The sequence below is a fragment of the Streptomyces albus subsp. chlorinus genome, assembly GCF_013302895.1.
Taxonomy (GTDB): Bacteria; Actinomycetota; Actinomycetes; order Streptomycetales; family Streptomycetaceae; genus Streptomyces; species Streptomyces chlorinus.
In genome coordinates, this window is sequence record NZ_VJOK01000001.1 from 301150 (window position 1) to 324680 (window position 23531).

Below are 23531 nucleotides of genomic sequence, written 5' to 3' on the forward strand. Positions count from 1 at the left end.
GGTGGACGTCGATGCCCGCGGTATGCGGCACTGCGAGACGACAGCTTTGGGCGTGCTGCTGCGGCACCAAGGCATCGATCTGTCCGAACCCATGCTCTTCGGCCTCGGCTCCGGCCTGTCCTTCGTCTACTGGACAGCAAGCGCATGGGCTTCCCGTTCCTCGGGGGACGGGTGAGACCTTTCGCTCTCACCAGGAACCTCGCCTCGTTGCTCGGGCTGGAACTCCTCGTCGAGGAGACCACCTCACCCCGCAAGGCGTGGGACAACGTGGTGGCGCCCCTCACCGCGGGACGCCCCGTCGGACTGCGGCTCGACTGCTACCACCTGGACTACTTCACCTCGAAGGTGCACTTCGGCGGTCATGTGGTGGCCATGTACGGCTACGACGACCACGACGCCTACCTGGTGGACACGGACCAGCAGGGCGGAGCCGTCTCCACCGGCCTGGCCGGCCTGGCCCGCGCCCGGGCCGCGCGCGGTCCGATGACCGCCAGGAACCGGTCCTTCACGCTCACGGCCCCAGGAGACCTGTGCGCCCCGCAGGACCGCCGGCTCGTCGCCGCCATCACGCTCTGCGCGCACGCCTTCCTCAACCCGCCCATCGCCAACCTCGGCCACCGGGGCATCGAGAAGGCCGGCAAGCTGGTACGCACATGGCTCCGGCGCACCGACGCCCCGGAGCGGGACCTGCCGCAGGCCGCGCTCCTCATGGAGAGGGCCGGCACCGGCGGCGCCCTGTTCCGCAACCTCTACCGCGACTTCCTCGCCGAATGCGCCGAGCTGCTCGACAGCGGCCACCTGCGGACGGGCCACAGGCTGTACTCCGAGGCGGCCACCTTGTGGACCGAAGTGGCAGCTCTGATCGCCCGAGCCGGTGAAACAGGCGAGGAACAGCGTCTCGTGGCGGCGGGTGACCTCCTCGGTGACCTTTCCCGCGTGGAACGCGAGGCCATGCGGGCACTGAGCTGTCTGGCGGGGGACATCCGGTGACCACCACCGAGGAGTCCGGCACGTGGCGGCCGTGATCGTTGCGCAGTGACAACGACCGCAACCCCGTCCGTGCCCGGGCTGGTCCTGCCTGCGTGCCCCTGCCCCACGCTCGGGCGCAGGGCGTTCCCGGCCGGCTCGGTCCCCTGCGGCCGAGGCGGAGTGCGAGTCCGTCGCCCGGGTGCTGTGGGCCTCCCTCCGTACGCCGACGACGACGGCCGCGCCCCCGGTCGAAAGCCTCCCGTTACGGGGTGGCACCCTCGCGGCAGGCCCGGTGCCCCCAGCCGGACGCGACCTTGGTGATCTGCTCGCCCGCCTCGTAAGGGGACTTGCAGTGACCGCAGCGGCCGGGGAACTTCGCTTTGATCACCGGGCCGGCTCCGCGCCCCGTCGAACGGCGCGTGCGGGTCTTGCCGGAGCGGGCCGCGCGGGGCTTGTCCTCGGTCGCGGGGCTCGGCCGGGGAACACCGGTGGCGCCGTGTGCCGTGCCGGCGGGAGCCTGCTCGGTCGCCGCGGTGCTGGCCGCCGCGTCGGCGATGGCGTTGAGCGGGTCGCCGTTCACCTGGTGGGCGAGTACGTGCTGGAAGACCACGTCCCGGCCTTCGAGCAGGGCGTCGATGCGGACGACCAGGTCCCTGTTGGCCACCGGCTTCTTCGACGCGGTCTGCCAGCTGTTGCGCTTCCATCCCGCGATCCATTTGGTGACCGCGTTCATCGCGTACTGGGAGTCCATCCGGACCTCCAGCGGCACGGCCGGATCGGTGGCCTCCAGCAGTTCGGCGAGGGCGGTCAGTTCGGCCACGTTGTTCGTCGTGCGGCCGAGCGGACCCGCCTCCCAGCGCAGTGGGGTGCCCGCGGGGTCGGCGAGCACCCAGGCCCAGCCCGCGGGCCCCGGATTGATCTTGGCGGCACCGTCACAGGCCGCAACCATACGTTCTGGCATCCCCCGATCATGCCAGGTCCCACGGGCGACGCCGGCACTCAGTCGGAGGTGAGGGGCTGCCCCGGCGACTCGGCCTCACGGGTGGCGGCCCAGGAGGCGAGCAGGCGCAGGCGCTCCTCGGAGGGCGAGCCGGGCTCAGCCGTGTAGACGGTGAGGGTGAGACCGGGTTCGGCAGCCATCTCCAGGCCCTCGTAGGCGAGGGTGAGATCGCCCACGGCCGCGTGGTGGAAGCGCTTGGTGCCGGTGCCGTGCCGGCGGACGTCGTGGGCGCCCCAGCGGGTGCGGAACTCCTCACTGCGCGTGGACAGCTCGCCGACCAGGTCGTGCAGGGCCTTGTCGTGCGGATCGCGGCCGGCCTCGGTGCGCAGGATGGCGACACAGGTGTCGGCGAACAGCTCCCAGTCGGGGTAGAAGCGCCGGGATGCCGGGTCGAGGAAGTTGAAGCGGGCGAGGTTGGGCTGCTTGGGGCAGCTGTCGTAGACATCGCTGTAGAAGGCGCGGCCGAGCGCGTTGGCGGCCAGGATGTCCATACGGCCGTTGCGGACGAAGGCGGCCCCTGCCGTGATCGCGTCCAGCGTCCACCGCAGGCTGCGGTGCGGCGTCCACTGCGGGGCGGTGGGACGGCGACGCGGGCGGGTGAGGGTGTCGGAGCCGTCGGCCGCCTGGGCCAGGTTGAGCAGGTGAGCCCGCTCGGCGTCGTCGAGCTGCAGGGCGCGGGCGACGGCTTCGAGCACACCCGGTGAGACGCCGGCGAGATTGCCGCGCTCCAGCTTGGCGTAGTACTCGACGCTGACGTCGGCCAGGGCCGCGACCTCGCTCCTGCGCAGGCCGGGGACGCGGCGCCTGGGCCCGGCGGGCAGCCCGGCCTGCTCCGGACCGATCTTGGCTCGCCGCGAGGTGAGGAACTCGCGGACCTCTTGACGGTTGTCCACCCTTCGACCGTACGTCCACCGCGTCCCGTGAGGGGTGTACCGCGGGTACACCCCTCCTCGGGGCCTCGCTGTACGAGGCCGGACCGGGTTTCCTTGTCGACGTGGCACTTCCCCGGCCGGACGCCACAGCGTCACCGCGGAGATGCCCGAGCCCCGAATCGGGGGCGGCAGCGGTGCGACCACCCCGTGCCCCCGTCCACCGGTCCCCCGTCCTGTCGGCGGGTGCCCGGTCCCGCTACCGTCCTGGACGGTCAAGGGACCGCCGGCCCCGGCAACGGCGAAGGCCGGTCGCAGAACGTGAAGGAGTAACCCCCATGCGTGGTGTCGTGATGCACGCGCCCGGCGACGTCCGGGTGGAACAGCGCGAGGACCCGAGGATCATCCACCCGACCGACGCGGTCATCCGGCTCTCGGCGACCTGTGTGTGCGGCTCGGACCTGTGGCCCTACCGCGGTGTCGAGACGGTCGGAGGGCCGACGCCGATGGGACACGAGTACGTCGGCGTCGTGGAAGAGGTCGGCAGCGAGGTGACCTCCATCCAGCCGGGCCAGTTCGTGGTCGGCTCGTTCTTCGCCTCGGACAACACCTGCGAGATATGCCGGGCCGGCTACCAGCCCTCCTGCGTCCACCGCGTCGGGATGGGCGCGCTCGGCTGCCAGGCCGAGCGGCTGCGCGTCCCGCTGGCCGACGGCACCCTGGTCGCCACGCCCGGCACGCCCGACGACGATCTGATCCCGAGCCTCCTGGCCGCCTCCGACGTGCTGGGCACCGGCTGGTTCGGCGCGGTGGCCGCCCAGGCCGGCCCCGGCAGGACGGTCGCGGTCGTCGGCGACGGCGCGGTCGGTCTGCTCGCTGTGCTGGCCGCCCGGCAGCTCGGCGCGGAGCGGATCATCGCGATGAGCCGCCACGAGCCCCGGCAGAAGCTCGCCGCCGAGTTCGGCGCCACCGACATCGTCACCGAGCGCGGCGACGAGGGCGTGGCCAGGATCAAGGAGCTGACCGACGGGCTGGGCGCGCACTCGGTCATCGAGGCCGTCGGCACCCAGGAGTCGATGATGCAGGCCATACGCTCCACCCGCCCCGGCGGTCACGTCGGCTTCGTCGGCGTCTCGCACGACGTCGCGCTGGAGGGCCAGGAACTGTTCTTCTCCCACGTCCATCTGCACGGCGGCCCCGCCCCGGTCCGCCAGTACCTGCCCGAGCTGATCGACCTGATCTGGCAGCGGAAGATCGACCCCGGCAAGGTCTTCGACCTCACCCTGCCGCTCGACCAGGCCGCCGAGGCGTACCGGGCGATGGACGAACGCCGCGCCATCAAGGCTCTGCTGCGCGTGTGACGCGCGGACGAGGCCCCGTGCGGCGCGGGTGGAGCCCCGCTCCGTCGGTGGTTTCGTGAGCGCGTCGCTCCAATTCGTCCCGGAGGAGCCTGGAGCCCGGGGCGGCGGGCGGCTCGGCCACCACAGGGCGTGCTCCCGGGCGACAGGCCGGCGCCGGGGAACCGGCCAGAGACACACCGGCGCCGGACCTGCTCCGCGCGCCGGCCTGTGCACGGACCGCGAAGATCCGGTCCGTGACGGCTCCCGGCGAACGCACACCTGGTGGCCGTCCGCTCGCCGCCCCCTACCACTCGATCGAGGAAAGCAGCCGTGGAACACCTCACCGAAACCCCCACCTTCAAGGCCCCGGCCGCACGCTTCACCGGGGATGTCCACCTCGACGTGATCGAGACCCCGGCCGAGCCGGCCCGCCTCGCGGCCGCCCTGGTGCGCTTCACCCCCGGCGCCCGCACCAACTGGCACCGCCACGCCCTGGGCCAGGTCCTGCACATCACCGACGGAGTCGGCCTGGTCGGCACCCGCGACGGCGACATCGTCCGCGTCCGCGCCGGTGAGACCGTCAAGTGCCCGGCCGGGGAAGAGCATTGGCACGGTGCCATCGACACCGGCCCCATGGCCCACCTCGCCCTCGTGGTGGGCGACGGGAACGGCGACGGCACCACCTGGCTGGAGCCGGTCACGGACGAGCAGTACGCCACCGCCCTCCTCGCCGTCGACAACTGACGAGCCCGCCGGGCCCGCGCCGGCTCCCGTACACCTCGTCCTCGTCTCCTCCCCGTCGCCTGTCTCGGAAGGCCCCCTCATGCCCAGCGTCAACGGCGACTTCACCGGCAAGGCGGCCTTCGTGACCGGTGCCGCCTCCGGCGTCGGCCGCACCACCGCCCTCGCCTTCGCCCGCGCGGGCGCCCATGTGGCGCTGGTCGACCGCTCCGCCGGCGGCCTGGAGAAGACCGCCCGCCTCATCCACGAGAGCGGGGGCCGGACGCTCTCGCGCACTGCGACGTCACCGACGACGATGACGTACGCGGCACCGTGGACGACACGGTCGCCACCTTCGGGCGCCTCGACGCCGCCTTCAACAACGCGGGGGTCGAGCAGCCCGTCAAGCCCGCCGCCGACGGGCAGGCGGCCTGCGCCGCCGCCAAGCACGGTGTCATCGGACTGACCCGCTCCACCGCGCTGGACTACACCGCCGCCAACATCCGCGTCAACGCCATCGCCATCTGCCCCGGCATCATCGACACCGAGATGATCCGCCGCTTCGGCGACAGCCGGCCCGGAGGGCGCGAAGGCTCATCGCCGACGAGCCCGTAGGCCGGCTGAACAAGCCGGATGAGACCGCCTCCACCGTCCTGTGGCTCTGTTCCGAAGGCGCCGCCTTCACCACCGGAACCGCACTCGTCGTCGATGGCGGACAAACCGTCCAGCACCACGCACCGGAGCTGCCGGGCCGGGCGCACACATATGGCACGGTTCGACTGGGAGCCGGCCGGCCCGGTGGGGGGCCGGTGTGACTGTACCCCCGTGGCAGCTGGACCGACGAGCGGTTCGCGCTCGGCCCGCGGCACGATCCGCTGCGCGAGGCGATCGGGGAAGAGCTGGATCGCCTGCGCCAGACACCGGCATGACGTTTTCCGCTCTGACATGGACGCTGACCACGTACTACTCGTACCGCCGCACCCACATCGTGGGCCGTCGGACACGGAGTCGCCCCGACAAGCGCCGACCACTGTGTGCTGCCTCTTCACACAGGGCGGTCGGGTCCTCGGCGACAAGAGCGGCTCCCTGCACCAACTCGCGGCCGAGCCACGGACCGCACTGCCGCGCAGTCACCTGCCCCGCTCGTTGGACGCTCCGCACAACAGGGTGAGCACCCGTGAGAAATACCTGGCCCGGGAGGAGGTGAGGGCGGTTGGGGCGGGTGCTGTACTGCGGCGCTGTCGGCCCCACCGTCAAGGTGCCGCCTCGTACGGCAGCGCTCCTCCGGGTGCTTTTCCAACGAGCCGGCACACCGGCGGTCCGGGCATTCATGTGGGTATGGGGTTCTGCGGGGGCGGAGTTGAGGCACTCCGTCAGTCCGCGGGCAGCGGGCCGGAAACCGAGGATTTCGGTGGGTGCGGCTTTCGGTGGCGTGCCGGGCCAGGACCAGCCTCTCTCACGTGAGCTGGGCTCAAGTCCGCCGGGGAAAACAGCACTTGCGGCTCTTTCCCGGTGCACCGCGACGGGCACCGAGCAGATACGGTGTCGCCCTCGTCCATCGGGCAGCGGGGGACGATACATCCTCGCACCTGCTGCGATCGCGGCAGCAATGTGCGCCGTCGACCGCCGTCGTGACATGCGTACGCGACGGAAGGTCCGGCTTGACGGAAGCGAGAAGCCCGTCGTACAGGTGCTGTCCACCACTGCCAATGTGCGTGTCCGGCCGCGGACGCATCATCCTCGGTGCGCCGCATCAGCGTGGAGATACCGCTTCCCGGGCACAGAGCCGGGAAGCGTTGTGCGAGTAGCATCCGACAGCACAACCGGAAAACAGGAGCGTGATCTGCTGTGACCAGCGAGCCCCTCACCCCTATTCAGGAACGGTACGCGAAACAGTTCGCCGAAGATCTCAAGAAGAACCACGAGGCGCAGCAACGCGTGAAGGAGGAGATCGCGAGGCTCCAGGAGCAACTGACGCAGTTGCAGCAGGACGCGGAATGGCTGTCGCAGCTCTATGACAGCAGGCTGGGAACCGCCCCGGCAGGCGCGGAGACATCTGACGGCGCTGCCGCTTCCTCCGTGAAGACGGACCGCTCCCCCGCGCCGTCCGCCTCCGGTGCCGACGCGGCCAAGAGCGCGGACGAGCCGGTCGTCCCGCGGCCTCGGGAGCGGAAAGCTCCGGCGGGGAAGAACGAGTCCGCGGGAAGCGGGAAGAGGAAGCCGAAGAAGACCGTCGCCGCGCGCGCGGCGAAGAAGTCGAGTCCGAAGCCGAATCCGAGGTCGAAGCCGAAGCCGGGTGCGAAGCCGAAGGCCGCGGCGGGGAAGAAGACCGCGCCCAAGTCCTCCGCCGGCACGTCCTCCCCGCGCAAGGGGCGGGCGACAATGCCCGACCTCGCCGAGGAGGTGCTGCGCGGTCGTGACGGCCAGCCGGCCACGGTCAAGGAAGTCCTGCAAGTGCTGCAGAAGAACCACGCTGAACACACGTTCTCCGCCCCTGGGGTGCGCAACTACCTTGAGAGCCTCGTCGCCAAGGGACGAGCTGAAAGGATGAAGCAGAAGAACTCGGTGCTGTACGTCAGCCGGTCCCAGTCCGCGTCGGCCGAGCCCTCGTCGGCCGACTCCTCGTCCGCGGACGGCGCCTCGCCGGACAACCACCGCGCGAAGACGCAGCCCGGTGGCGGAGCGGAACACGCCGACGGCGAGGCGACCGTGGCCACGGCGTGACGACGCCTTGAGGCGTGCGGAAAATCCCCCGTCGTACGGGAGAAGCGCACTGTCTCCCGTGCGCGGGATCTGTGTCATCGCCGCAGTTCCGCTCTGAGCGGCGCGCACCGGCCCGTCGCGCGGGCCGTCCCACGTGCGGCAGCTGTCCGCGAGGCGGCTGCCGCACGAGCGTCTCGTCGTCCGCGGCCGGCGGTTCCGGGCCCCGAACTCCGCAAAGTTCCGTTCGCACTCCACAGGGTTCCGTTCTCGGCCCGCGGCGGAGAGGGGCCTGTGGCGCGTTGTGCACCGCCCGTACGGTGGGTGGGGGCGCGCGCTGCGCGCGTGGCCGCAAGTCGTGGGCGCGCAGGTGGTGGTACCGCTCCGGCCGATTCCCCCTCGGTGGTTCGTCAGCCCTCCGGCACAGCAGGATTTTGATTATGATCTTCAGGCCGGGAGGGTGGCCGTCCGCGCCCCCTCCTCCCCCTGCTCGGCGTCGGTTGATCGAGCGACACTCCTTGCCCCCTCGCATCTGCATACAGGAACTCCATGAGCGACCCCGCTTCCTCCTTCGGCTTCGACCTCGCCCGGCGTGGTTACGACCCCGGCCAGGTGGACTCCCACGTGGCGCGGCTCGTCAGCGACCGCGACAACGCCTTGTCCCGCATCGCGACGCTGGAACGGCGCATCGATGAACTGCTGACGCAGGTGAACTCCGAACAGGCCCAGGGCGCGGAGGCCGAACCCGACTACGCCGACCTGAGTCCTCGTGTCGAGGAGATGCTGCGACTGGCCGAGGAGGAGGCCGACGAGCTGGAGACGGTCGCGAGGCGGGCCGCCGAGGAGGAGCGCGCAGCCGCTGTCGCGGTGGCCGACCAGTTGCAGACGGAGGCCGCCGCGTTCTCCGCGGACGTGCGGGCCGACAGCGACCGGACGTGCGCGCGCATCATGGACAACGCCCGTGCGGAGGCCGAGGAGCTGCGCACGCGGGCACGCACGCAGGCGGCGGCCACCCGCCAGGAGGCCGACGCCTTCTTCGAGGACACCCGCAAACGCGCCTCGCAGGCCGCCGCCGACTTCGAGGCGAGCCTTGCCAAGCGTCGCGACCAGGCCGAACGCGACCTGACCGCGCAGCAGACCAAGGCCGAGGCACAGCTCGCACAGATCGAGCGCCGGGCCGAGGATCTGCGCTCGGAGGCCGAGAAGCAGCGGAAAGAGGCGGAGCGCCGCGCCCACAAGACGGTGCAGACGGCACGTCACCAGGCGGAGGATCTCATCACGGAGGCCAACAACAAGGCCGACCGCATCCGCAGCGAATCGGAACGGGAACTGGCCGCGCTGGCCAACCGCCGCGACGCCATCAACGCCCAGATGACGAACGTGCGCGCCATGCTCGCCACCCTCACCGGCGCCGGAGCAGCCGCGGTGTCAGCCGGCGACGACTGAGCCCCCTTCACCGCTTGCCGAGGCCCTCGCATGACCCGCCGGGCCTGACGAGGCCCGGGGGCGCCTCTTCAGGTCCGGCCAGGTCCGGTCCACGTCACCGGGTCCGGTCGGGCCCCGTCAGTTCGAGCAGGAAACAACCGAACGGGAAGCAGCCGAACGGGAAGCAGCCGAACGGGAAGCGGACGAGCCGAAAGCAGGCGGGCGGGGAGCAGACGGGTCAGGCGGTGGCGTGGTGGGTCAGGGCGTGGTGGGGGTCGCGCTCCCCGGGGTCCGGCTGGATGTCGGTGTGGATCACGGCGGCGGTCAGCTTCGGTACGGCGTGGAGGAGGGCGTGTTCGGCTTCCACGGCGATGGCGTGTCCGGCGCGCACGCTGAGGTGGCCGTCGACGACGACGGCCACCTCGGCGCGGAGCCGGTGTCCGATCCACCGCAGCCGAAGCTGTCCGACCTCCCGCACTCCGGGCACCGCACGCAGCGCGGTCTCGGCCGCGTCGACCAGGGCGGGATCGACGGCGTCCATCACGCGGTGGAAGACCTCCCGGGCGGCGTCCCGCAGGACCAGCGCGATGGCGGCCGTGATCAGCAACCCCACCACGGGGTCCGCGAGTTCCCAGCCCAGAGCGGTGCCGCCGGCGCCCAGGAGGACGGCCAGGGAGGTGAAGCCGTCGGTACGGGCGTGGAGGCCGTCGGCGACCAACGCCGCCGAGCCGATCCGGCGGCCGACCCTGATGCGGTAGCGGGCCACCCACTCGTTCCCGAGGAATCCGGCCACGGCCGCGGCCGCGACCGCCCACAGGTGGTCCATCGCACGCGGATCGAGCAGCCGGTCCACGGCCGACCAGGCGGCGAAGAGCGCGGAGGCGGCGATGGTGACCACGATGACGATGCCCGCCAGGTCCTCCGCCCGCCCGTACCCGTAGGTGAAGCGGCGGGTCGCGGCGCGGCGGCCGAGAACGAAGGCGATACCCAGCGGGACGGCCGTCAGTGCGTCGGCGGCGTTGTGCACGGTGTCGCCCAGCAGCGCGACGGAGCCGGAGACCACGACGATCACCGCCTGCGCGACAGCGGTGACGCCGAGAACCGCCAGAGAGACCCAGAGCGCGCGCATTCCCTGCGCCGAGGACTCCAGTGCCGCGTCCAGCTTGTCGGACGACTCGTGGGAGTGCGGGGTGAGCAGGTGCCCGAGCCGGTGCCGCAGCCGGGCGAGCCTGCCGCCCGTATGACGGTGGGGGTGGTGGTGCCCGGGCTCGTCGTGGGGGTGGGGGTGGTGGCCGTGATCGTGGCTCACGGTTTCCTCCTCGTGCGGGCGAACATACGAACATGCGGGCATGCGGACCGGACGGGACCGCCGCCGTTGGACACAGGGCGGGCCCGGCCCCCATTATGTGCGCATGAGCGCACACATGCACCTATCAACTGCGCACGATGCGCACCCGCACAGCCCGAGCGAGGAACAGTTCGCCCTGGCGGCCGAGATCCTCGCCCTCCTGGGCGACCGCACCCGCCTGGTGCTGCTCCACGCCCTCGCCCGGGAAGAGGCCGACGTGACGACGCTGACCGAGGCGTGCGGCGCCCAACGACCCGCCGTCAGCCAGCACTTGGCCAGGCTGCGACTCAGCGGTCTGGTCCAGAGCCGCAAGGAGGGGCGCCGCGTCATCTACTCCCTGGCCGACGGACATCTGCGCCGGGTCGTGGACGAAGCCCTCAGCCTGGCCGACCACCATCTCTCCCACCACCCCCCGCACGACTGACCGCCGCTCGGCGACCACATTCCGGGCGGACGCCGTGCTCGACCACTCCGCCGTGACGGGCTCCCGAGAGCGCTTGCGGGAAATCGTGGAATCTCCGGCCCCGCCTGGCCCTCTCCAGCGCTCCTCGCTCGCGTCCCCATCGACCCGCCCGAGCGCACCGGCTCCGTCGGAGAGGTTTCCCGGCGGGTGCTGGACGACCTCGCCGGAGGGCGGGAGACAAGGACAGCGGGAGGAGGCGGGAGCAGCGGCGAGGAGGCGGGGGTGGCGGAGGCGGAGGGCAGGACAGCGCGCCGAGGAGCGGTCCGGCCCTGCGAGACTACTGCCATGGAAGCAGCGCCACATCCCGTCCCCGATGCCCTCTCCTATCTGGCCGGCGAGTGGGCCGTGCACCGTGAGCTGTGCGACCGGGCGACCGGACACAGCGGCTGGTTCTCCGGCCGGGCCGCGTTCCGGACCGGGACGGGCGCGGAGTGGCTGCACGTGGAAGAAGGCATCTTCGAGTGGGACGGGGTCCGGCGGAAGGCCGGGCGGACGCTGAAACTGGTGCCGAGCGCGGACGGTACCGCCGAGGTGACCTTCACGGATGGCCGGCCCTTCCACCCGCTCGATCTGAGCAGCGGCCTGTGGACGGCCTGGCACAAGTGCGGAGCCGACCTGTACAAGGGCACCTTCACCGTGGTCTCCCCCGACGAGTGGCGGCTTCGCTGGGACGTCCAGGGCCCTGCCAAGGACCAGTTGCTCAGCTCCGTCTACCGCCGGGCCCCTTCCTGAACGTGGCGGAACCCTTCCTGAAGGCCTTGCCGTCGGGCACCCCTGGAAGACGTGCCGCCGGGCTCCTGGGAGAGGGGACGCTTCGGCAGTCGCCGAAGCCTTGTCGGTGATAATCGGGAGCATGACCAGTCGGCGCCCCCGCACAAAAGGCCCTGACCTGGCCTCCGTGGCCAGGCTCCTGGCCGACGGAACGCGAGCGAGCTTCTGTCTGGCGCTGCTGGACGGCCGGGCGTGGACAGCGACCGAGCTGGCCCGCCATGCCGGGGTGGCGGCGTCGACCGCCACCGAGCACCTGCACGCGCTCGTCCGCGGAAACCTGCTCGCCGAGGAGCGGCAGGGCCGGCACCGGTACGTGCGGCTGGCCGATCCGGCCGTCGCGGAACTCATCGAGAACCTCGCAGCGATGGCCCCCGATCAGGCCGCGCCGCCACGCTCCCTGTCGGCGTCCGGCCGCCGTCGTGCCCTCGCCCACGCGCGCACGTGCTACGACCACCTCGCCGGCACCCTTGGAGTCGCGATCACCGACGCGATGACCGAGCGGGGGCTGCTGGACTGGGAGCACGGACTGCGCCTCACCGGCGACGGGCGGACCTGGCTCGCGAAGCTGGGCGTCACGGTCCCGGCCGCCACGCGCCGGCCCGCCGTGCGGCCGTGCCTCGACTGGACGGAACGCCGCCCGCACCTGGCGGGGGCCGTCGGTGCGGCCCTGTGCGGCCACGCTTTCGACGCGGGCTGGATCTCGCGCATCGGCAGCACCCGCGCCGTGACCGTCACGTCCGAGGGGCGCCACGTGCTGTGCGACCAGCTCGGCCTCTCCGAGGAACTGCTCTCACGGAGGTGAGCTGCCGGCCTCGGACGAGAGCAGCGGGACGGACGACGACCTCTCCCGTATCGCACCCAGCGCGGCCGTACGGGAGTTGGCACCCCTCGGACGACGGTACTCAATCGGCGGCGGTGTTCCGGATCGCGGCTATGTCGAACTGGAGGCGGACCTTCTCACTCACCATCGAGCCTCCCTCGGCCAACCTGCTGTTGTACGTGAGGCCCCAGTCGGTGCGGTTGATGGTGGTCGTGCCGTCGAAGCCGACGCGCTGGTAGCCGAAGGGATCCATCACCTGGCCTATGTAGGTCATCTCCAGGACGACGGGCCGCGTGACGTCTTTGATCGTGAGGTTCCCCGTCATCCGGTACACGTCCCCGCCGGTCAGCTGCACGTGTGTGCTGACGAACCGCATACGGGGGAAAATGGCGGAGTCGAAGAAATCGGGACCGGTCAGATGGGCATCCCGCTGCTCCACTCCTGTATCGACACTGGCCGTGGAGATGTCGACCTCTGCGCGGGAGCATGACGGGTCGTAACCGTCGAAATACAGACGGCTCTGGTACTCGGTGAATGCTCCGCGCACCGTGGTCACCATGGCGTGGCGCACGGAGAAACCGATGCGACTGTGGGCGGGGTCGATGAGCCATTCACCCGTGAGCGCGCGCAGCATCGGGTCCGCCACCACTCCTGCGTCGGCGTGGGCTCGGCCGTCCGGGGCAGGGGGCGCCTGGGGGCGGGGTGACATGCCACGACTGAACAGTTTCATGCTTCACCTGGCGACTCGACGATGGGCAGTACGGCCAATGCTGTACCACCAGTCACCGCCCTCCTGCTCGGCAAAGACCAATTTAGGCGGTTATCACAATTGCCTCACGCGAAACCTTCACGTGATCGCCGCAATTTCCGAGGCCTTTCGAAAGCAGCAAAATTCACGGACACCGGCGAAGCCCCGTCCGCCGACACGCGATGCGCTTTTGTCCGAGCACGGGTAGTGACGACGGGCACCCCCGTCCGGTCGGCCGGAGAGCCGGCCGGTCACAGGCCCGGTCGGTCGCTCGGCCGGATGGCAGACTCTCCCCGGCGGCCGTCGAAGTCCGCCCCTCCGTTTCCGCGGCCGGCACCGCCGAAGACGTTCCCGAAGGAGCAACCCGCATGAGTGACGAGGAGCGCCGCGAACGGTACGCGCTGGCGCTGTACAACACCCTCGGTTTCAGCGCGCAGCGCCACCCCTGGCCGAGCCTGGCCCCCGCGAGGCGGGAGGTCTGGTACCGCCGCGCCGAGGCCGCCATGGCCGTGGCGGACGAGGAGATCGCCGAACGGCTCGGCGCCGAGGGCGAGTGAGAGGCCGGGGACCGGTGGCCGCCGGCCCGGAAAGGCCGCACGGCCCCGGCCCTCCTCAAGGACTCCCCGGCCGCCCTCGGGGGGGTTCAGGAGCGCCCCTGGCCGCCCGTGTCGGGCCAGGTTCCGGTGGAGCGTTCGATGGCGACGGCCCCGGCCCGGTCCACCGCGCTCCGTACGACGGAGAAGATCGCGCCCTGCACGGCCGCGGCGAGCAGTATCTCCCCCCAGCCGCGCTCACGGTCCAGCGCATCGGGGGCGTCGTCCTCGCCGCGTACCATTTTCCAGGTCGTCCGGAAGAGCCGGCCGGCGACGAGACCGCCGGCCCAGCCGAACGCCAGCCCGACCGGCTTGTAGACGAGCGGCAGCTTCTTGTCGGTCAAAAGAGCCTCCTCTGTGCGGCGTGCGGGGCCTTCGGCGGTGTCCGCCGAAGACGTTCGACCACGACAGGTGGTGTCGCGCACCGGCGGGTCCCCTCCGCGGAGGGAATTACGCGTCGTCGCCCCGCACGGGCCGGTGGCCCCCGTTCCGGCCGGACAGGCCCGACACTGCCCCCTGCCTCCGCGGCAACCCGGAGAGACCGCGCGGCACCCCGGGTTCCGCTGCTCCCCGGGGAGTTCACGCAGGGACCAACGCGGGAGCGGGCGGCTCCGGCGAGGCGTCTGGTCCGCCGGGTTCCTGTGGCCCGCCCCGGCGCGTGCGGCGTGAACCGACCGGAACCGCCCGCGCCTATCCCGGGTCCGGGAGATGGCGCCGGAACCATGCGGTCAGTCCGGCATCCACCTCACGGGTCAGGGGCAGTTGAGGTGCCGGCTCGATGCCCGGCTCGTCGGCGAGGGGATGCGCCAGCCCGGGGATCGGCAGCAGCTGAGACCGCTCCCCCAGCGCGGCCACGAGGTCCTGCGCGTCGGTACGCAGTGCTGGGTGGTCCAACTCGCCGCTGACGACCAGCAGGGGCGCGCGGGCGGCGATGCTGCCGGCCTTGGCGACGAAGTCCAGGCTGTCCACGGCCTTCTCGGATTCCGTGTCGTATTGGTACTCCTCCGGGAACAGTTCGACGACGGACCGCATCCGGATGGCGGCGTTCACCACGGCGCCGGCGAAGACCGGGACATCGCTCTCGGCGAGGATCCGCAGCGCGACGGCCCCGCCCAGCGAGCCGCCGAGCACACCGATCGGGCCGTCGTCGACCGGCAGCCGCGCACGGAGCGACGCCAGTGCGGCCGGGAACTCCTCGGCCGCCTGGCGGACGAACGGGTGCAGGACGGCCATCAGCGGGTCCTGGCGGGCACGTTCCAGGATGGCGTCCATGCTGCCGTCGACCATGCGCGCCCCGCACATCGGCATGCCGAGGTGCACCCGCCACGCGGGCAGGTCGTTCATCGGCAGTGCGGCGGCGAACGCGGCGTCGGTCCTCGGTGCGTCCAGCATGTGCCAGGTGACGATCAGCGGCGCGGTGCCGCCGGCGGCCGGCGGCAGGGCGGTGAACGGCACGCCGGCGGCCGTGCCCGTAAGCGGTGAGGTCATGCGGTCACGGTAGGTCCGGGGCCGCCGGCGCCGGGTGGGTATCGCGGTGGGCGTAACCGGGTGCGGCTCAGGGTTCCGGCTCCACGGGCAGATCCGGGTTGTGCCGCAGGGCGTCCAGGACGGCGCGGACCGCCGCGCGAGGCGGTGACCCCCGGCGGATCGCTGCCGTGATCGTACGGGTCACCGGGGTCGACAGCTCCCGGGTGGTGACGCGGTAGCGGCCGAGGTCGACCGCCAGCCCGGGCAGCAGCGCGATCGACAGCCCGGCCTCGACATGCTGAAGCGTCATCATGTAGTTGCTGAAGCGGCACACCACCTGCGGCTCGAACCTCGCCTGGCGGCACAGGCGCAGCGCCAGGTTCGCCATGTAGGACTGCGGCTTGTCGAACGCCCAGGGCTCGTCCGCGTAGGCCGCCAGATCGACGGCACCGCGCCGGGCGGCGGGGTGGTCGGGCGGGACCACCAGCAGGATGGGGTCGGTGGCCAGTGGTACGAGGTCGATGTCCGGGCCCAGCGGCAGCTCGTCGAAGTCCGTGGTCGTGATGATGATGTCCGCGTCACCGATCCGCAGCGCCGGCATGCTCTCGTGCGGCTCCAGCTCCAGCAGTTCGATGTCGAGCTGGGGGTGCTCGCGGGTCAGACGGGTCACGGCGGGCACCGCCATGGTGTGGATGGCGCTCTGGAAAGCGCCCAGCCGCACTCTCCCGGCCGGTTCCTCGCCGAAGCCGCGCAGCTCCGCCTCGATGCCCGCCATCTGCTCGAGAAGGGTGCGTGCCCGGCGCGCGAGGATCAGCCCGGCGGGGGTCAGCCGCACCCGGCGGCCCGTGCGTTCCAGCAGCTGCGTCCCGGTCTCGGATTCGAGCGCGGCAAGCTGCGAGGACACGTTCGACGGGCTCAGGTTGGTCGCCTGGGCGACCGCGCGGACGGTGCCGAGCGTGTCCAGCCGGCTGAGCAGTTGCAGCCTCCAGGGATTCATCATGCGCTCATTATTGTGCGGTATCACCGCACAGGACTTCCGGAAATGTGTGATGGACGCGTTGCTCGGCCCCGGCCTACCGTCGGGCCATGACTGCTGTGACCACCGCCCCGTCGTCGTCCGCCGGGGCTTTCTGGGCCGATGCCGAGCGGCACCTCGTCCGCTACGGCGGCGCGTTCACCCCGGAGATCATCGACCGTGCCGCAGGAAGCTACGTCTTCACCGCGGACGGCCGGAAGATCCTCGACTTCACCTCCGGTCAGATGAGCGCGATACTCGGCCACGCGCACCCGGAGATCGTCGCGACCGTTCACCGGCAGGTCGCGACCCTCGACCATCTCTACAGCGGCATGCTCAGCCGCCCGGTGGTCGATCTCGCCCGGCGGCTGGCCGGCACGCTGCCCGCGCCGCTGGAGAAGGCCCTGCTGCTGACGACCGGCGCCGAGTCGAACGAGGCCGCGATCCGGATGGCGAAGCTCGTCACCGGCAAACACGAGATCGTCTCCTTCGCCCGGTCCTGGCACGGCATGACGCAGGCCGCCGCGTCCGCCACCTACAGCGCGGGACGCAAGGGATATGGTCCGGGCGCGCCCGGGAACTTCGCCATCCCGGTGCCGAACGCCTACCGGCCGGACTTCACCACGGCCGACGGCACACTCGACTGGCGCCGCCAGCTCGACTTCGCCTTCGACCTGATCGACGCCCAGTCGACCGGCAGCCTGGCGGCGTGCCTCGTCGAACCGATCCTCAGCTCGGGCGGCATCATCGAGCCGCCGGAGGGGTATTTCGCAGCGCTGCGGGAGAAGTGCCGCGAACGCGGCATGCTGCTGATCCTCGACGAGGCCCAGACCGGGCTGTGCCGCACCGGAACCTGGTACGCGTTCGAGCGCGACGGCATCGTCCCCGACATCCTCACGCTGTCCAAGACACTGGGAGCTGGTCTCCCCCTCGCGGCCGTGGTCACCAGCACGGAGATCGAGCAGGAGGCGCACGAGCGCGGATTCCTGTTCTTCACCACGCATGTGGCCGACCCGCTGGTGGCCGCGGTCGGCAACACCGTCCTCGACGTCCTGGCCCGGGACGGGCTCGACGAGCGGGCCCGGTCGCTCGGCGCCTTCCTCCGCGACGGTCTCGCGGCCATCGCCGCACGCCATGACGTCGTGGGGGACATCCGGGGCCGCGGTCTGCTCGCCGGGCTCGAACTCGTCGTCGACCGCGAGACGAAGCAGACCTCGGACGAGCTGGGCGGCACGGTCACCCGACGCTGCCTGGAACTCGGCCTGCACATGAACATCGTCCAACTGCCCGGCATGGGCGGGACCTTCCGGATCGCGCCGCCGCTGACGGCGACCGAGGAGGAGCTGTCGCTCGGCCTGTCGATCCTGGACCAGGCCATCGGTGAGGCCCGCGCCGCGCTCTGAGCCTCACCGCTGTCCGGAGGGAGGGACGGAGGGCCGGTCTTCAGCGCACGTCCGGCTTTCCCGTGCGCGTCACCGGCTTCCGCGCACAGTGCCGCGTCAGCGCACGTCGGCGGCGGGACGGCGGCCCCAGGCCGAGATCATCGGTGAGGTGGCGAGGTCGAGGCGCCCTGCCGTGACGTTCGCGAGGTGCTGGTCGATCTCCTCGTCCGTGGCGAGACCGGCGGCGGTGAGCCGGTCACGCACCTGGCGGACGGTGGCCGCTTCGAGGGCGTCGCACGCGGGCGAGGAGAGGGGGAAGAAGGCGTCGGCCTGGACGTCGTCGAGACCGGCCTGACGCAGCAGCCGCGGCAGCTTGCGCCCGTAGGACAGATCGGCACCCCGCTGTCGCAGCAACTGGCGGAAACCGTGCCGCAGCCGGTTGGCCAGCTCCTGTTCGGGACCGTACTCGTCCGGGCAGATCAGCGGCTGCAGTGCGGGGTCGGCGTCCTCGACCACCAGCCATCCGCCGGGGCGCAGCGCCTGGACCATGGAGCGCAGCGCGGCGTCGCGGTCGGTGACGTGTACGAGGACGAGGCGGGCGTGGACCAGGTCGAAGAGTCCGGCCGGGGGTGGGTCGACGGCGACGTCGTGGCGGAGCACCTCGACGCCCTGGCCGGCCACCGCCCGGGTCCAGGACACATCGATGTCCGTGGCGAGCACCCGCCCGCGGGGCCCGGCACGCTCGGCGAGCCACGCGGGAACGGACGGGCCACCGGCACCCACCTCCCAGCACCGCCACCCCTCGGCGATCCCGACCGCCTCGAAATGGCGGAACGTCGAGGCGTCGAAGAGGTCGGACAGGGCGTCGAAACGTGCTCCCGCCTCGACCTGCCGGTTGTCCAGGAGGTATCCCCTGCTCTGCTCCATGCGCCGATCATGTCACGGCGCGATCCACCGGCCGGTCCGTGCGGTGCCGCCCCGTACGGGTCACTCCGCACAGGCATGCCCCCTGAGCCGCTCCGTGTGACCGGGGGTGCTCGGCGGACCGCGACCGATTCCGCTCCGCCACCGTCATGGCCGCCCTGGGTGACCCGGTGCGGCTGGTCATCGTCGCCCGGCCCGCGTTTCCGCCTCAGACAGGGGGCGGCGTCACAGCGGGCTCGCCTGCCGCTCGTCGCACGGCGGCAGCCGGCGCGCGGCCACCGGGCGGCGGTCCACCGCCCAGACCGCGAACGCGCAGACGGCGAAGGCCGCGCCCAGGATGCTGGAGCCGGCCCATCCGGCCCTGGCGAACACCGTGGTCGTGGTGGCCGCGCCGAGCGCGGAGCCGAGCGAGTAGAAGAGCATGTATCCGCCGACGACACTGCTGGTGCGGTCCGGATGGGCCATGGTGAGCAGGTGCTGGTTGCTCACGTGCACGGCTTGCACCGCGAAGTCCAGCACGACCACACCGAGGACGACGAGCCACAGCGACCACGACGCCTGTCCGACGGCCGGCCATGACAGGGCCAGGAGAACCAGCGCCCCGCCGGTGACGGCGCTCGCGGACCCGCCGTCCGCCCAGCGGCCCGCGCGGGCGGCGCCGAGCGCGCCCGCCAGGCCGACAAGACCGAACAGGCCGATCTGGGCGGTACTCAGGTGCCACGGGGCGGCTGCGAGCGGCAGCGCCAGACCGCTCCACAGCGTGCCGAAAGAGGCGAACAGGAAGAAGGCGATCAGCCCGCGGGAGAGAAACAGACTCTCGCGGAACAGTCCGCCCAGCGACGACAGCACCTGCCGGTAGGTGGCGTGGCCGCTCCGCGTGTCGGGCGGCAGCATTCTCAGGACGAGGCAGGCCAGCACCACAAGGAGCACCGCGAGGACGGCATACGCGCCGCGCCAGCCCCAGAGCGCGGCCAGGGCGCCGACGACGACGCGTGCTCCGAGGATGCCGAGGACGACGCCTGACGTCACCACGCCGAGGTTCCGGCCGCGCTCCTCCGGCGTGGACAGGACCGCGGCGTAGGCGACCGTCGTCTGGACGACGACCGCGAACAGGCCCGCGAGGGCGAGCCCCGCGAGCAGCACCCAGGCGTGGGCGGCCGTCGCGGCCAGTGCCGCGCCCGCCGCGGTCAGCACCAGATGCCCCGCGAGGAGCCTTCGCCGGTCGATCATGTCGCCCAGGGGCACGAGAACGGCCAGCCCCACCAGATAGCCGAGCTGACCGGCCGAGACGACCCATCCCAGACGCGCGTCCGGCACGCCCAGGTCCCGTCCGATCCGAGCGAGAACGGGCTGCGCCGCATAGATGCTCGCGACGGCGACCGCGCAGACTGCGGCGAACAACATTTTCCGGCCCGTGGTCAGGCCCATCAGCGCACCCTCCAATTGATCAGTTGCAAAACGCAACCGATCGGAGAGTACGGCAGAATGGTTTCAATCAGCAACTCTTCTGGGGGTGTGATGACTCAGCCCGCGACCCGTGCCGACGAGGCGTCCTGGACCGACCCGACCTGCCCGGTGGCCCGGACCCTCGACCTGGTCGGTGACCGCTGGAGCCTGCTCATCGTCCGCGACGCCATGGACGGTGCGCGGGCGTTCACGGATTTCCAGCAGCGCACCGGCATCGCCCGCAACATCCTCACCGACAGGCTCCGCCGCCTGGTCGAGCGAGGCATCCTCGACCGGCGGACCGCGCCTTCCGGCAAGCGGCAGCTCTACACGCTCACCCCGGCCGGACGGGACCTGTTCACGGTCGTCGTCGCCCTGCGGCAATGGGGCGAGCGCCACGCCTTCGCCCCCGACGAGCCCCGCTCCGTCCTCGTCGACGAGCGCGGCCTGCCGCTCCCGCGGCTCCAGCCGGCCAGCTCGCGCGGCAACCCCGCCGACGTCGACACGACGTCCGTGCGCAAGGTGCGCTGAGGCCGGGGTAGGTCACGGGTCCGGCGGCGCCCCGGTGCGTCTCACCGCCCCGGCGCTCGTCGTCCGCCCTCAACCCGCCCGCATGCGGCCACGGGTGCCCGTCGAATGTCCCCTCACGGCAGTGCCCAACCCGCCCACACGAGCAGGACCAGCGGCACCGCGAGGGCCACCGCGCCGAGCGCGATCCCCGTCCGGGCCCGGCGCCGGTCGGTCCCCGGCTCGTGCGGAGCGTCCGGCACGGCACGCGTGTGCCGCGCGTCCCGCAGCGCGAAGGCGCCCGAGACGACCGCGAAGACGCCCGCCGGCACCGTGAGGTAGAGGGGGAAGAACCGGAGCCAGGGCGGAAGAGCGGCCGGCAGCAAGGGGGAACCGTACAGGGCGACGGCGATCGCGCCCGAAACCAGCGACGAGGTACCGCGCAGCGCCTCCGGCCCCGCGTCCGGTTCCCCTCCCCGCCCCTCGTCGAGCGGCCCGGCGGTCTCGTTCGCGGAAGTCATACCGGGAGGCTAGGCCGTGAACGGGCGCCTCACCCGAGGAGGACTGCTCAGAACGCCGTGAACTCCTCGAAGGGCGGCTCGAAAGAGGGGTCGGGCAAGCGCATGGCCTGGCAGCGACGCGCCGGCCGGTCACCGGAACCGGCGGCGAGGGCCGTCGCGGTGCCACCGGGGAAGGCGTCCGGAAGCACCGTCCACCCCAGGTTCCGCTCGTAGTAGCGCGCGGCGGTCAGCACCGAGGGGGCCCAGGCGTCGTCGAGGACGATCAGTCCGCCCGGCCGGACGATCTTGCGCAGGAAGTAGAGATCGACGAAGACCTCGTGGAACCGGTGGCTGCCGTCCACGAACGCGGCGTCGGCGGTGACGCCCGCGGCCAGGAGCCGCGGGAGCGCGATCGACGACGGGGCGAGGATGAGCGAGGCGATCGTGTCCAGTCCGGCGGAGCGCATCAGGTCCCAGCCGGCGTCGCACCAGTCACGTTTCTGGAACGGGTCGATGACGAAGTGCCGTGGACGCGGCGGGTCGACGGTGAGGAGTGCCTCACCGATCGCGAGCGCGGAGCCGGCGTAGGCGAGACCGACCTCGGCAACCGTCCGCGCACCCTCGAGGATCAGCAGATCCCGCAGCAGGTCGCAGTCGCGTCCGGGCACGGTGACCGTCTCGAAGTCGGCCTCGCGGTCCCGCGTCCGGGGCGGCCCTTCCTCCGCGAGCCGACGGCGCACCTCGCGGACCCGCGCCACCCCGCCTCGTCCCTCCGCTGCCATCGCCATGGCCTCCTCCCGGCGCCGGGAGCCCCTCCCCCGGCGTCCCGGCCTGCGGGTACCGTCTGCCGGGCGACACCGTGCCCCTGCCCACTGGGCGGCAACGGTGCCGCCAACCTACTGTGAACTTTTCCGCCGAGTCGGTCATCGGACTGTACACGGCGGGGGAAAGTGGGGACATGGGCTCGGTTCTCCGGATCCGGGGCTCATCGACGAGGGGATGAAACAGGGCATGGCGGAAACCAGGGAACAACGGCGACACCCGGCGCGGTCGATTCCACGCCCGGCAGAGACCGGGCCCGGGCAGGAGTCCGGGCAGGGCGGTGCCGCCCGAGGACACCTCGGCAGAACCACCCGTCTCGCGGCCGTCGCCGCGGTGGGGCTCGGTGCGGTCGTGCTCACCGGATGCGGCCAGGAGGGCGCGGACGCCGCCGCCCCAAGAAGGTGGCCGGACAGGCGGTGCCCGCGCCCGGCGACTCCGCCACCAGCCCCTCGCACAAGAAGAGCGCCTCGCCCTCGTCGTCCTCGAAGTCCGGCGGGGGGAAGGGCGAGGACCGCAAGGCGCGCCCGGGCGCGTCGGGGAACGGCGGCACGGATTCCTCCGGAACCACGGGCGGCTCGGGTTCGGGCTCCGACGGAGGGACCTCCGGCAGCTCCTCCTGCAAGACCTCCGACCTCGCGTTCAGCACCTCGCACGGCATGGCGGAGGGCAGCCTTCTGGTGAACATCAAGAACGTCGGCTCCAGCTCCTGCGACCTCACCGGGTTCCCCGGGGCCGACCTCGAGGGCGACGCGGGTCCCGTCATCGCCGCCCGTAACGGCGAAGCGCCACCGCCGGTCCATGTGGCGCCCGGCGAGGAGACCCGGTTCACCCTCACCTACCCGCCGAACGACTCGGGCGGCAGCGGGGCCACCTTCAACACCCTTGTGGTCACCCCGCCCAACCAGACCGAGTCGCGGACCCTCCCGGTCAGCATCAACATGTCCGTCACCGAGAGCCCGTCGTCACCGGGGGTCAGGGTCGGTCCGGTCGGCGCCGGCAAGTGATCAGCCGCCGGCATCTGCCGGCGTCCGCACCGCGTCGCCGCCCGCGGCCCGACTTCGGCACCGCACAGCGTGCGCGACCGGGGGTACGTCATTGACAGGGAACAGTGTGAGTGGTTGAGTACTCACATGAAGACGGAACGCCCCCGCCGGCTCTCCACCGCCGAGGAGCGCCGCCGGACGGTGCTGGCCACCGCTCTGGGCGCCTTCGCGGCGCGCGGCTACTGGGGCACCACCACGACCGAGGTCGCCAAGGCCGCCGGTATCTCCCAGGCGTATGTGTACCGGCTCTTCCCCAACAAGGAAGTGCTGTTCGTCGCCGTCGTCGAGCACTGCTTCGTCCAGGTGCGGGCCAGCCTGGAGCAGGGCGTCGCGGATGCCTCGGGCAGCAGCCCGGACGTGGTCCTGGCCGCCATGGGCGACGCCTACTCCCGGCTGATCAGCGACAACGACCTGATGCTGATCCAGTTGCACGCCCAGGCGGCGGCCGTGTCCGAACCGGCGGTGCGCGAGGCGGTCCGACAGGGCTACGCGCGCCTGGTCGAGTACGTACGCGGCGCCTCGGGCGGCAGTGACCAGCAGGTGCAGGACTTCTTCGCCCGGGGCATGCTGTGCCACCTGATCGTCTCGGCGGGGGCCGACTCGCTGGACGCCCCCTGGACGCGGACTCTGTCGGCGGGCATCAGGCACCACTAGACCGC

The 23531-nt window shown here is 71.8% G+C and carries 23 protein-coding genes and 2 pseudogenes; 14 read left to right on the plus strand and 11 right to left on the minus strand.

Annotated elements, in window-relative coordinates:
• The first annotated feature begins 22 nt into the window (after positions 1–22).
• Positions 23–990 (plus strand): annotated as a pseudogene (locus FM076_RS01460) (BtrH N-terminal domain-containing protein).
• A gap of 241 nt (positions 991–1231) precedes the next feature.
• Here the strand turns inward: FM076_RS01460 and FM076_RS01465 are convergent.
• The gene (locus tag FM076_RS01465; RefSeq protein ID WP_173874439.1) at positions 1232–1918 is read right to left on the minus strand and encodes a ribonuclease H family protein; all 687 of its coding nucleotides are present in this window, start codon (positions 1916–1918) and stop codon (positions 1232–1234) included.
• A gap of 50 nt (positions 1919–1968) precedes the next feature.
• On the minus strand, positions 1969–2862 hold the full coding sequence (locus FM076_RS01470) for a helix-turn-helix domain-containing protein (RefSeq protein WP_173868138.1): 894 nt from the start codon (positions 2860–2862) through the stop codon (positions 1969–1971).
• A 314-nt stretch (positions 2863–3176) separates the two neighbouring features.
• Between FM076_RS01470 and FM076_RS01475 the strand changes: the two genes are divergently transcribed.
• The 5 genes and pseudogenes from FM076_RS01475 (at position 3177) to FM076_RS01495 (ending at position 9044) form a co-directional block, all read left to right on the plus strand.
• The gene (locus FM076_RS01475; RefSeq protein ID WP_173868139.1) at positions 3177–4199 is read left to right on the plus strand and encodes a zinc-dependent alcohol dehydrogenase family protein; all 1023 of its coding nucleotides are present in this window, start codon (positions 3177–3179) and stop codon (positions 4197–4199) included.
• Positions 4200–4508: 309 nt separating this feature from the next.
• Positions 4509–4922 carry a (R)-mandelonitrile lyase gene (locus FM076_RS01480; RefSeq protein ID WP_173868140.1) on the plus strand — a complete coding sequence of 138 codons (414 nt, stop codon included), beginning with the start codon at positions 4509–4511 and terminating at the stop codon, positions 4920–4922.
• Between the two features lie 79 nt (positions 4923–5001).
• Positions 5002–5623, plus strand: a pseudogene (locus FM076_RS35225) (SDR family oxidoreductase); the annotation flags it as partial.
• Between the two features lie 1123 nt (positions 5624–6746).
• Positions 6747–7622: a hypothetical protein gene (locus FM076_RS01490; protein ID WP_173868141.1), complete on the plus strand. Its 876-nt coding sequence runs from the start codon at positions 6747–6749 to the stop codon at positions 7620–7622.
• A gap of 525 nt (positions 7623–8147) precedes the next feature.
• On the plus strand, positions 8148–9044 hold the full coding sequence (locus tag FM076_RS01495; protein ID WP_173868142.1) for a cellulose-binding protein: 897 nt from the start codon (positions 8148–8150) through the stop codon (positions 9042–9044).
• Between the two features lie 217 nt (positions 9045–9261).
• On the opposite strand, the gene FM076_RS01500 is transcribed toward FM076_RS01495, so the two are convergent.
• A complete protein-coding gene (locus tag FM076_RS01500) occupies positions 9262–10374 on the minus strand; it encodes a cation diffusion facilitator family transporter (RefSeq protein WP_173868143.1) in 1113 nt (370 codons plus the stop codon).
• 61 nt (positions 10375–10435) lie between these two features.
• On the opposite strand from FM076_RS01500, the gene FM076_RS01505 reads away from it, so the two are divergent.
• The 3 genes from FM076_RS01505 to FM076_RS01515 all read left to right on the plus strand — a co-directional run bounded on the left by FM076_RS01505 (position 10436) and on the right by FM076_RS01515 (position 12407).
• Complete coding sequence (locus FM076_RS01505; protein WP_173868144.1) at positions 10436–10795, plus strand: ArsR/SmtB family transcription factor; 360 nt, start codon at positions 10436–10438, stop codon at positions 10793–10795.
• A gap of 324 nt (positions 10796–11119) precedes the next feature.
• Positions 11120–11566, plus strand: a complete 447-nt coding sequence (locus tag FM076_RS01510; RefSeq protein ID WP_173868145.1) for a DUF6314 family protein — start codon at positions 11120–11122, stop codon at positions 11564–11566.
• A gap of 121 nt (positions 11567–11687) precedes the next feature.
• Positions 11688–12407 (plus strand): ArsR/SmtB family transcription factor, encoded by a 720-nt coding sequence (locus FM076_RS01515; RefSeq protein ID WP_173868146.1) that lies wholly within the window; start codon positions 11688–11690, stop codon positions 12405–12407.
• 100 nt (positions 12408–12507) lie between these two features.
• On the opposite strand, the gene FM076_RS01520 is transcribed toward FM076_RS01515, so the two are convergent.
• Entirely contained in the window at positions 12508–13134 is a 627-nt protein-coding gene (locus FM076_RS01520; protein WP_243274259.1) for a YceI family protein, read from the minus strand.
• 407 nt (positions 13135–13541) lie between these two features.
• Between FM076_RS01520 and FM076_RS01525 the strand changes: the two genes are divergently transcribed.
• A complete protein-coding gene (locus FM076_RS01525) occupies positions 13542–13730 on the plus strand; it encodes a hypothetical protein (RefSeq protein ID WP_173868148.1) in 189 nt (62 codons plus the stop codon).
• Between the two features lie 86 nt (positions 13731–13816).
• On the opposite strand, the gene FM076_RS01530 is transcribed toward FM076_RS01525, so the two are convergent.
• From FM076_RS01530 to FM076_RS01540, 3 genes are all read right to left on the minus strand, one after another.
• Positions 13817–14110, minus strand: a complete 294-nt coding sequence (locus FM076_RS01530) for a DUF4235 domain-containing protein (RefSeq protein WP_180217690.1) — start codon at positions 14108–14110, stop codon at positions 13817–13819.
• A gap of 346 nt (positions 14111–14456) precedes the next feature.
• Positions 14457–15254, minus strand: coding sequence for an alpha/beta hydrolase family protein (locus tag FM076_RS01535; RefSeq protein ID WP_173868150.1), 798 nt, complete (start codon positions 15252–15254; stop codon positions 14457–14459).
• 67 nt (positions 15255–15321) lie between these two features.
• Positions 15322–16233, minus strand: coding sequence for a LysR family transcriptional regulator (locus FM076_RS01540; protein ID WP_173868151.1), 912 nt, complete (start codon positions 16231–16233; stop codon positions 15322–15324).
• A gap of 86 nt (positions 16234–16319) precedes the next feature.
• On the opposite strand from FM076_RS01540, the gene FM076_RS01545 reads away from it, so the two are divergent.
• A complete protein-coding gene (locus tag FM076_RS01545) occupies positions 16320–17651 on the plus strand; it encodes an aspartate aminotransferase family protein (protein ID WP_173868152.1) in 1332 nt (443 codons plus the stop codon).
• Positions 17652–17747: 96 nt separating this feature from the next.
• Here the strand turns inward: FM076_RS01545 and FM076_RS01550 are convergent, their stop codons facing one another.
• Both FM076_RS01550 and FM076_RS01555 read right to left on the minus strand, forming a co-directional pair.
• Positions 17748–18557 carry a class I SAM-dependent methyltransferase gene (locus FM076_RS01550; protein ID WP_173868153.1) on the minus strand — a complete coding sequence of 270 codons (810 nt, stop codon included), beginning with the start codon at positions 18555–18557 and terminating at the stop codon, positions 17748–17750.
• A 222-nt stretch (positions 18558–18779) separates the two neighbouring features.
• Positions 18780–19958, minus strand: coding sequence for an MFS transporter (locus FM076_RS01555; RefSeq protein ID WP_428814628.1), 1179 nt, complete (start codon positions 19956–19958; stop codon positions 18780–18782).
• Between the two features lie 114 nt (positions 19959–20072).
• Here FM076_RS01555 and FM076_RS01560 point away from each other — a divergent pair, with 114 nt between their 5' ends.
• Positions 20073–20531 carry a winged helix-turn-helix transcriptional regulator gene (locus FM076_RS01560; RefSeq protein ID WP_173868155.1) on the plus strand — a complete coding sequence of 153 codons (459 nt, stop codon included), beginning with the start codon at positions 20073–20075 and terminating at the stop codon, positions 20529–20531.
• 113 nt (positions 20532–20644) lie between these two features.
• Here FM076_RS01560 and FM076_RS01565 read toward each other — a convergent pair whose 3' ends face one another.
• On the minus strand, positions 20645–21028 hold the full coding sequence (locus tag FM076_RS01565; RefSeq protein ID WP_243274261.1) for a hypothetical protein: 384 nt from the start codon (positions 21026–21028) through the stop codon (positions 20645–20647).
• A 47-nt stretch (positions 21029–21075) separates the two neighbouring features.
• Positions 21076–21795, minus strand: a complete 720-nt coding sequence (locus FM076_RS01570; protein ID WP_173868156.1) for a class I SAM-dependent methyltransferase — start codon at positions 21793–21795, stop codon at positions 21076–21078.
• Between the two features lie 396 nt (positions 21796–22191).
• Between FM076_RS01570 and FM076_RS01575 the strand changes: the two genes are divergently transcribed.
• Together FM076_RS01575 and FM076_RS01580 are read left to right on the plus strand one after the other, a co-directional pair.
• Positions 22192–22833 (plus strand): DUF4232 domain-containing protein, encoded by a 642-nt coding sequence (locus FM076_RS01575; protein ID WP_243274263.1) that lies wholly within the window; start codon positions 22192–22194, stop codon positions 22831–22833.
• 126 nt (positions 22834–22959) lie between these two features.
• Positions 22960–23526, plus strand: a complete 567-nt coding sequence (locus tag FM076_RS01580) for a TetR/AcrR family transcriptional regulator (protein WP_173868157.1) — start codon at positions 22960–22962, stop codon at positions 23524–23526.
• Positions 23527–23531: the final 5 nt, after the last annotated feature.

What these genes read in the sequence shown, in the direction of transcription:
- FM076_RS01510 (WP_173868145.1), top strand. Translation starts at nt 11,120, where the DNA reads ATGGAAGCAGCGCCACATCCCGTCCCCGATGCCCTCTCCTATCTGGCC.
- FM076_RS01560 (WP_173868155.1), top strand. Translation starts at nt 20,073, where the DNA reads ATGACTCAGCCCGCGACCCGTGCCGACGAGGCGTCCTGGACCGACCCG.
- FM076_RS01505 (WP_173868144.1), top strand. Translation starts at nt 10,436, where the DNA reads ATGAGCGCACACATGCACCTATCAACTGCGCACGATGCGCACCCGCAC.
- FM076_RS01515 (WP_173868146.1), top strand. Translation starts at nt 11,688, where the DNA reads ATGACCAGTCGGCGCCCCCGCACAAAAGGCCCTGACCTGGCCTCCGTG.
- FM076_RS01565 (WP_243274261.1), bottom strand. Translation starts at nt 21,028, where the DNA reads ATGACTTCCGCGAACGAGACCGCCGGGCCGCTCGACGAGGGGCGGGGA.
- FM076_RS01495 (WP_173868142.1), top strand. Translation starts at nt 8,148, where the DNA reads ATGAGCGACCCCGCTTCCTCCTTCGGCTTCGACCTCGCCCGGCGTGGT.
- FM076_RS01465 (WP_173874439.1), bottom strand. Translation starts at nt 1,918, where the DNA reads ATGGTTGCGGCCTGTGACGGTGCCGCCAAGATCAATCCGGGGCCCGCG.
- FM076_RS01540 (WP_173868151.1), bottom strand. Translation starts at nt 16,233, where the DNA reads ATGATGAATCCCTGGAGGCTGCAACTGCTCAGCCGGCTGGACACGCTC.
- FM076_RS01575 (WP_243274263.1), top strand. Translation starts at nt 22,192, where the DNA reads ATGCGGCCAGGAGGGCGCGGACGCCGCCGCCCCAAGAAGGTGGCCGGA.
- FM076_RS01550 (WP_173868153.1), bottom strand. Translation starts at nt 18,557, where the DNA reads ATGGAGCAGAGCAGGGGATACCTCCTGGACAACCGGCAGGTCGAGGCG.
- FM076_RS01580 (WP_173868157.1), top strand. Translation starts at nt 22,960, where the DNA reads ATGAAGACGGAACGCCCCCGCCGGCTCTCCACCGCCGAGGAGCGCCGC.
- FM076_RS01535 (WP_173868150.1), bottom strand. Translation starts at nt 15,254, where the DNA reads ATGACCTCACCGCTTACGGGCACGGCCGCCGGCGTGCCGTTCACCGCC.
- FM076_RS01570 (WP_173868156.1), bottom strand. Translation starts at nt 21,795, where the DNA reads ATGGCGATGGCAGCGGAGGGACGAGGCGGGGTGGCGCGGGTCCGCGAG.
- FM076_RS01520 (WP_243274259.1), bottom strand. Translation starts at nt 13,134, where the DNA reads ATGTCACCCCGCCCCCAGGCGCCCCCTGCCCCGGACGGCCGAGCCCAC.
- FM076_RS01545 (WP_173868152.1), top strand. Translation starts at nt 16,320, where the DNA reads ATGACTGCTGTGACCACCGCCCCGTCGTCGTCCGCCGGGGCTTTCTGG.
- FM076_RS01500 (WP_173868143.1), bottom strand. Translation starts at nt 10,374, where the DNA reads ATGCCCGCATGTTCGTATGTTCGCCCGCACGAGGAGGAAACCGTGAGC.
- FM076_RS01555 (WP_428814628.1), bottom strand. Translation starts at nt 19,958, where the DNA reads ATGTTGTTCGCCGCAGTCTGCGCGGTCGCCGTCGCGAGCATCTATGCG.
- FM076_RS01525 (WP_173868148.1), top strand. Translation starts at nt 13,542, where the DNA reads ATGAGTGACGAGGAGCGCCGCGAACGGTACGCGCTGGCGCTGTACAAC.
- FM076_RS01475 (WP_173868139.1), top strand. Translation starts at nt 3,177, where the DNA reads ATGCGTGGTGTCGTGATGCACGCGCCCGGCGACGTCCGGGTGGAACAG.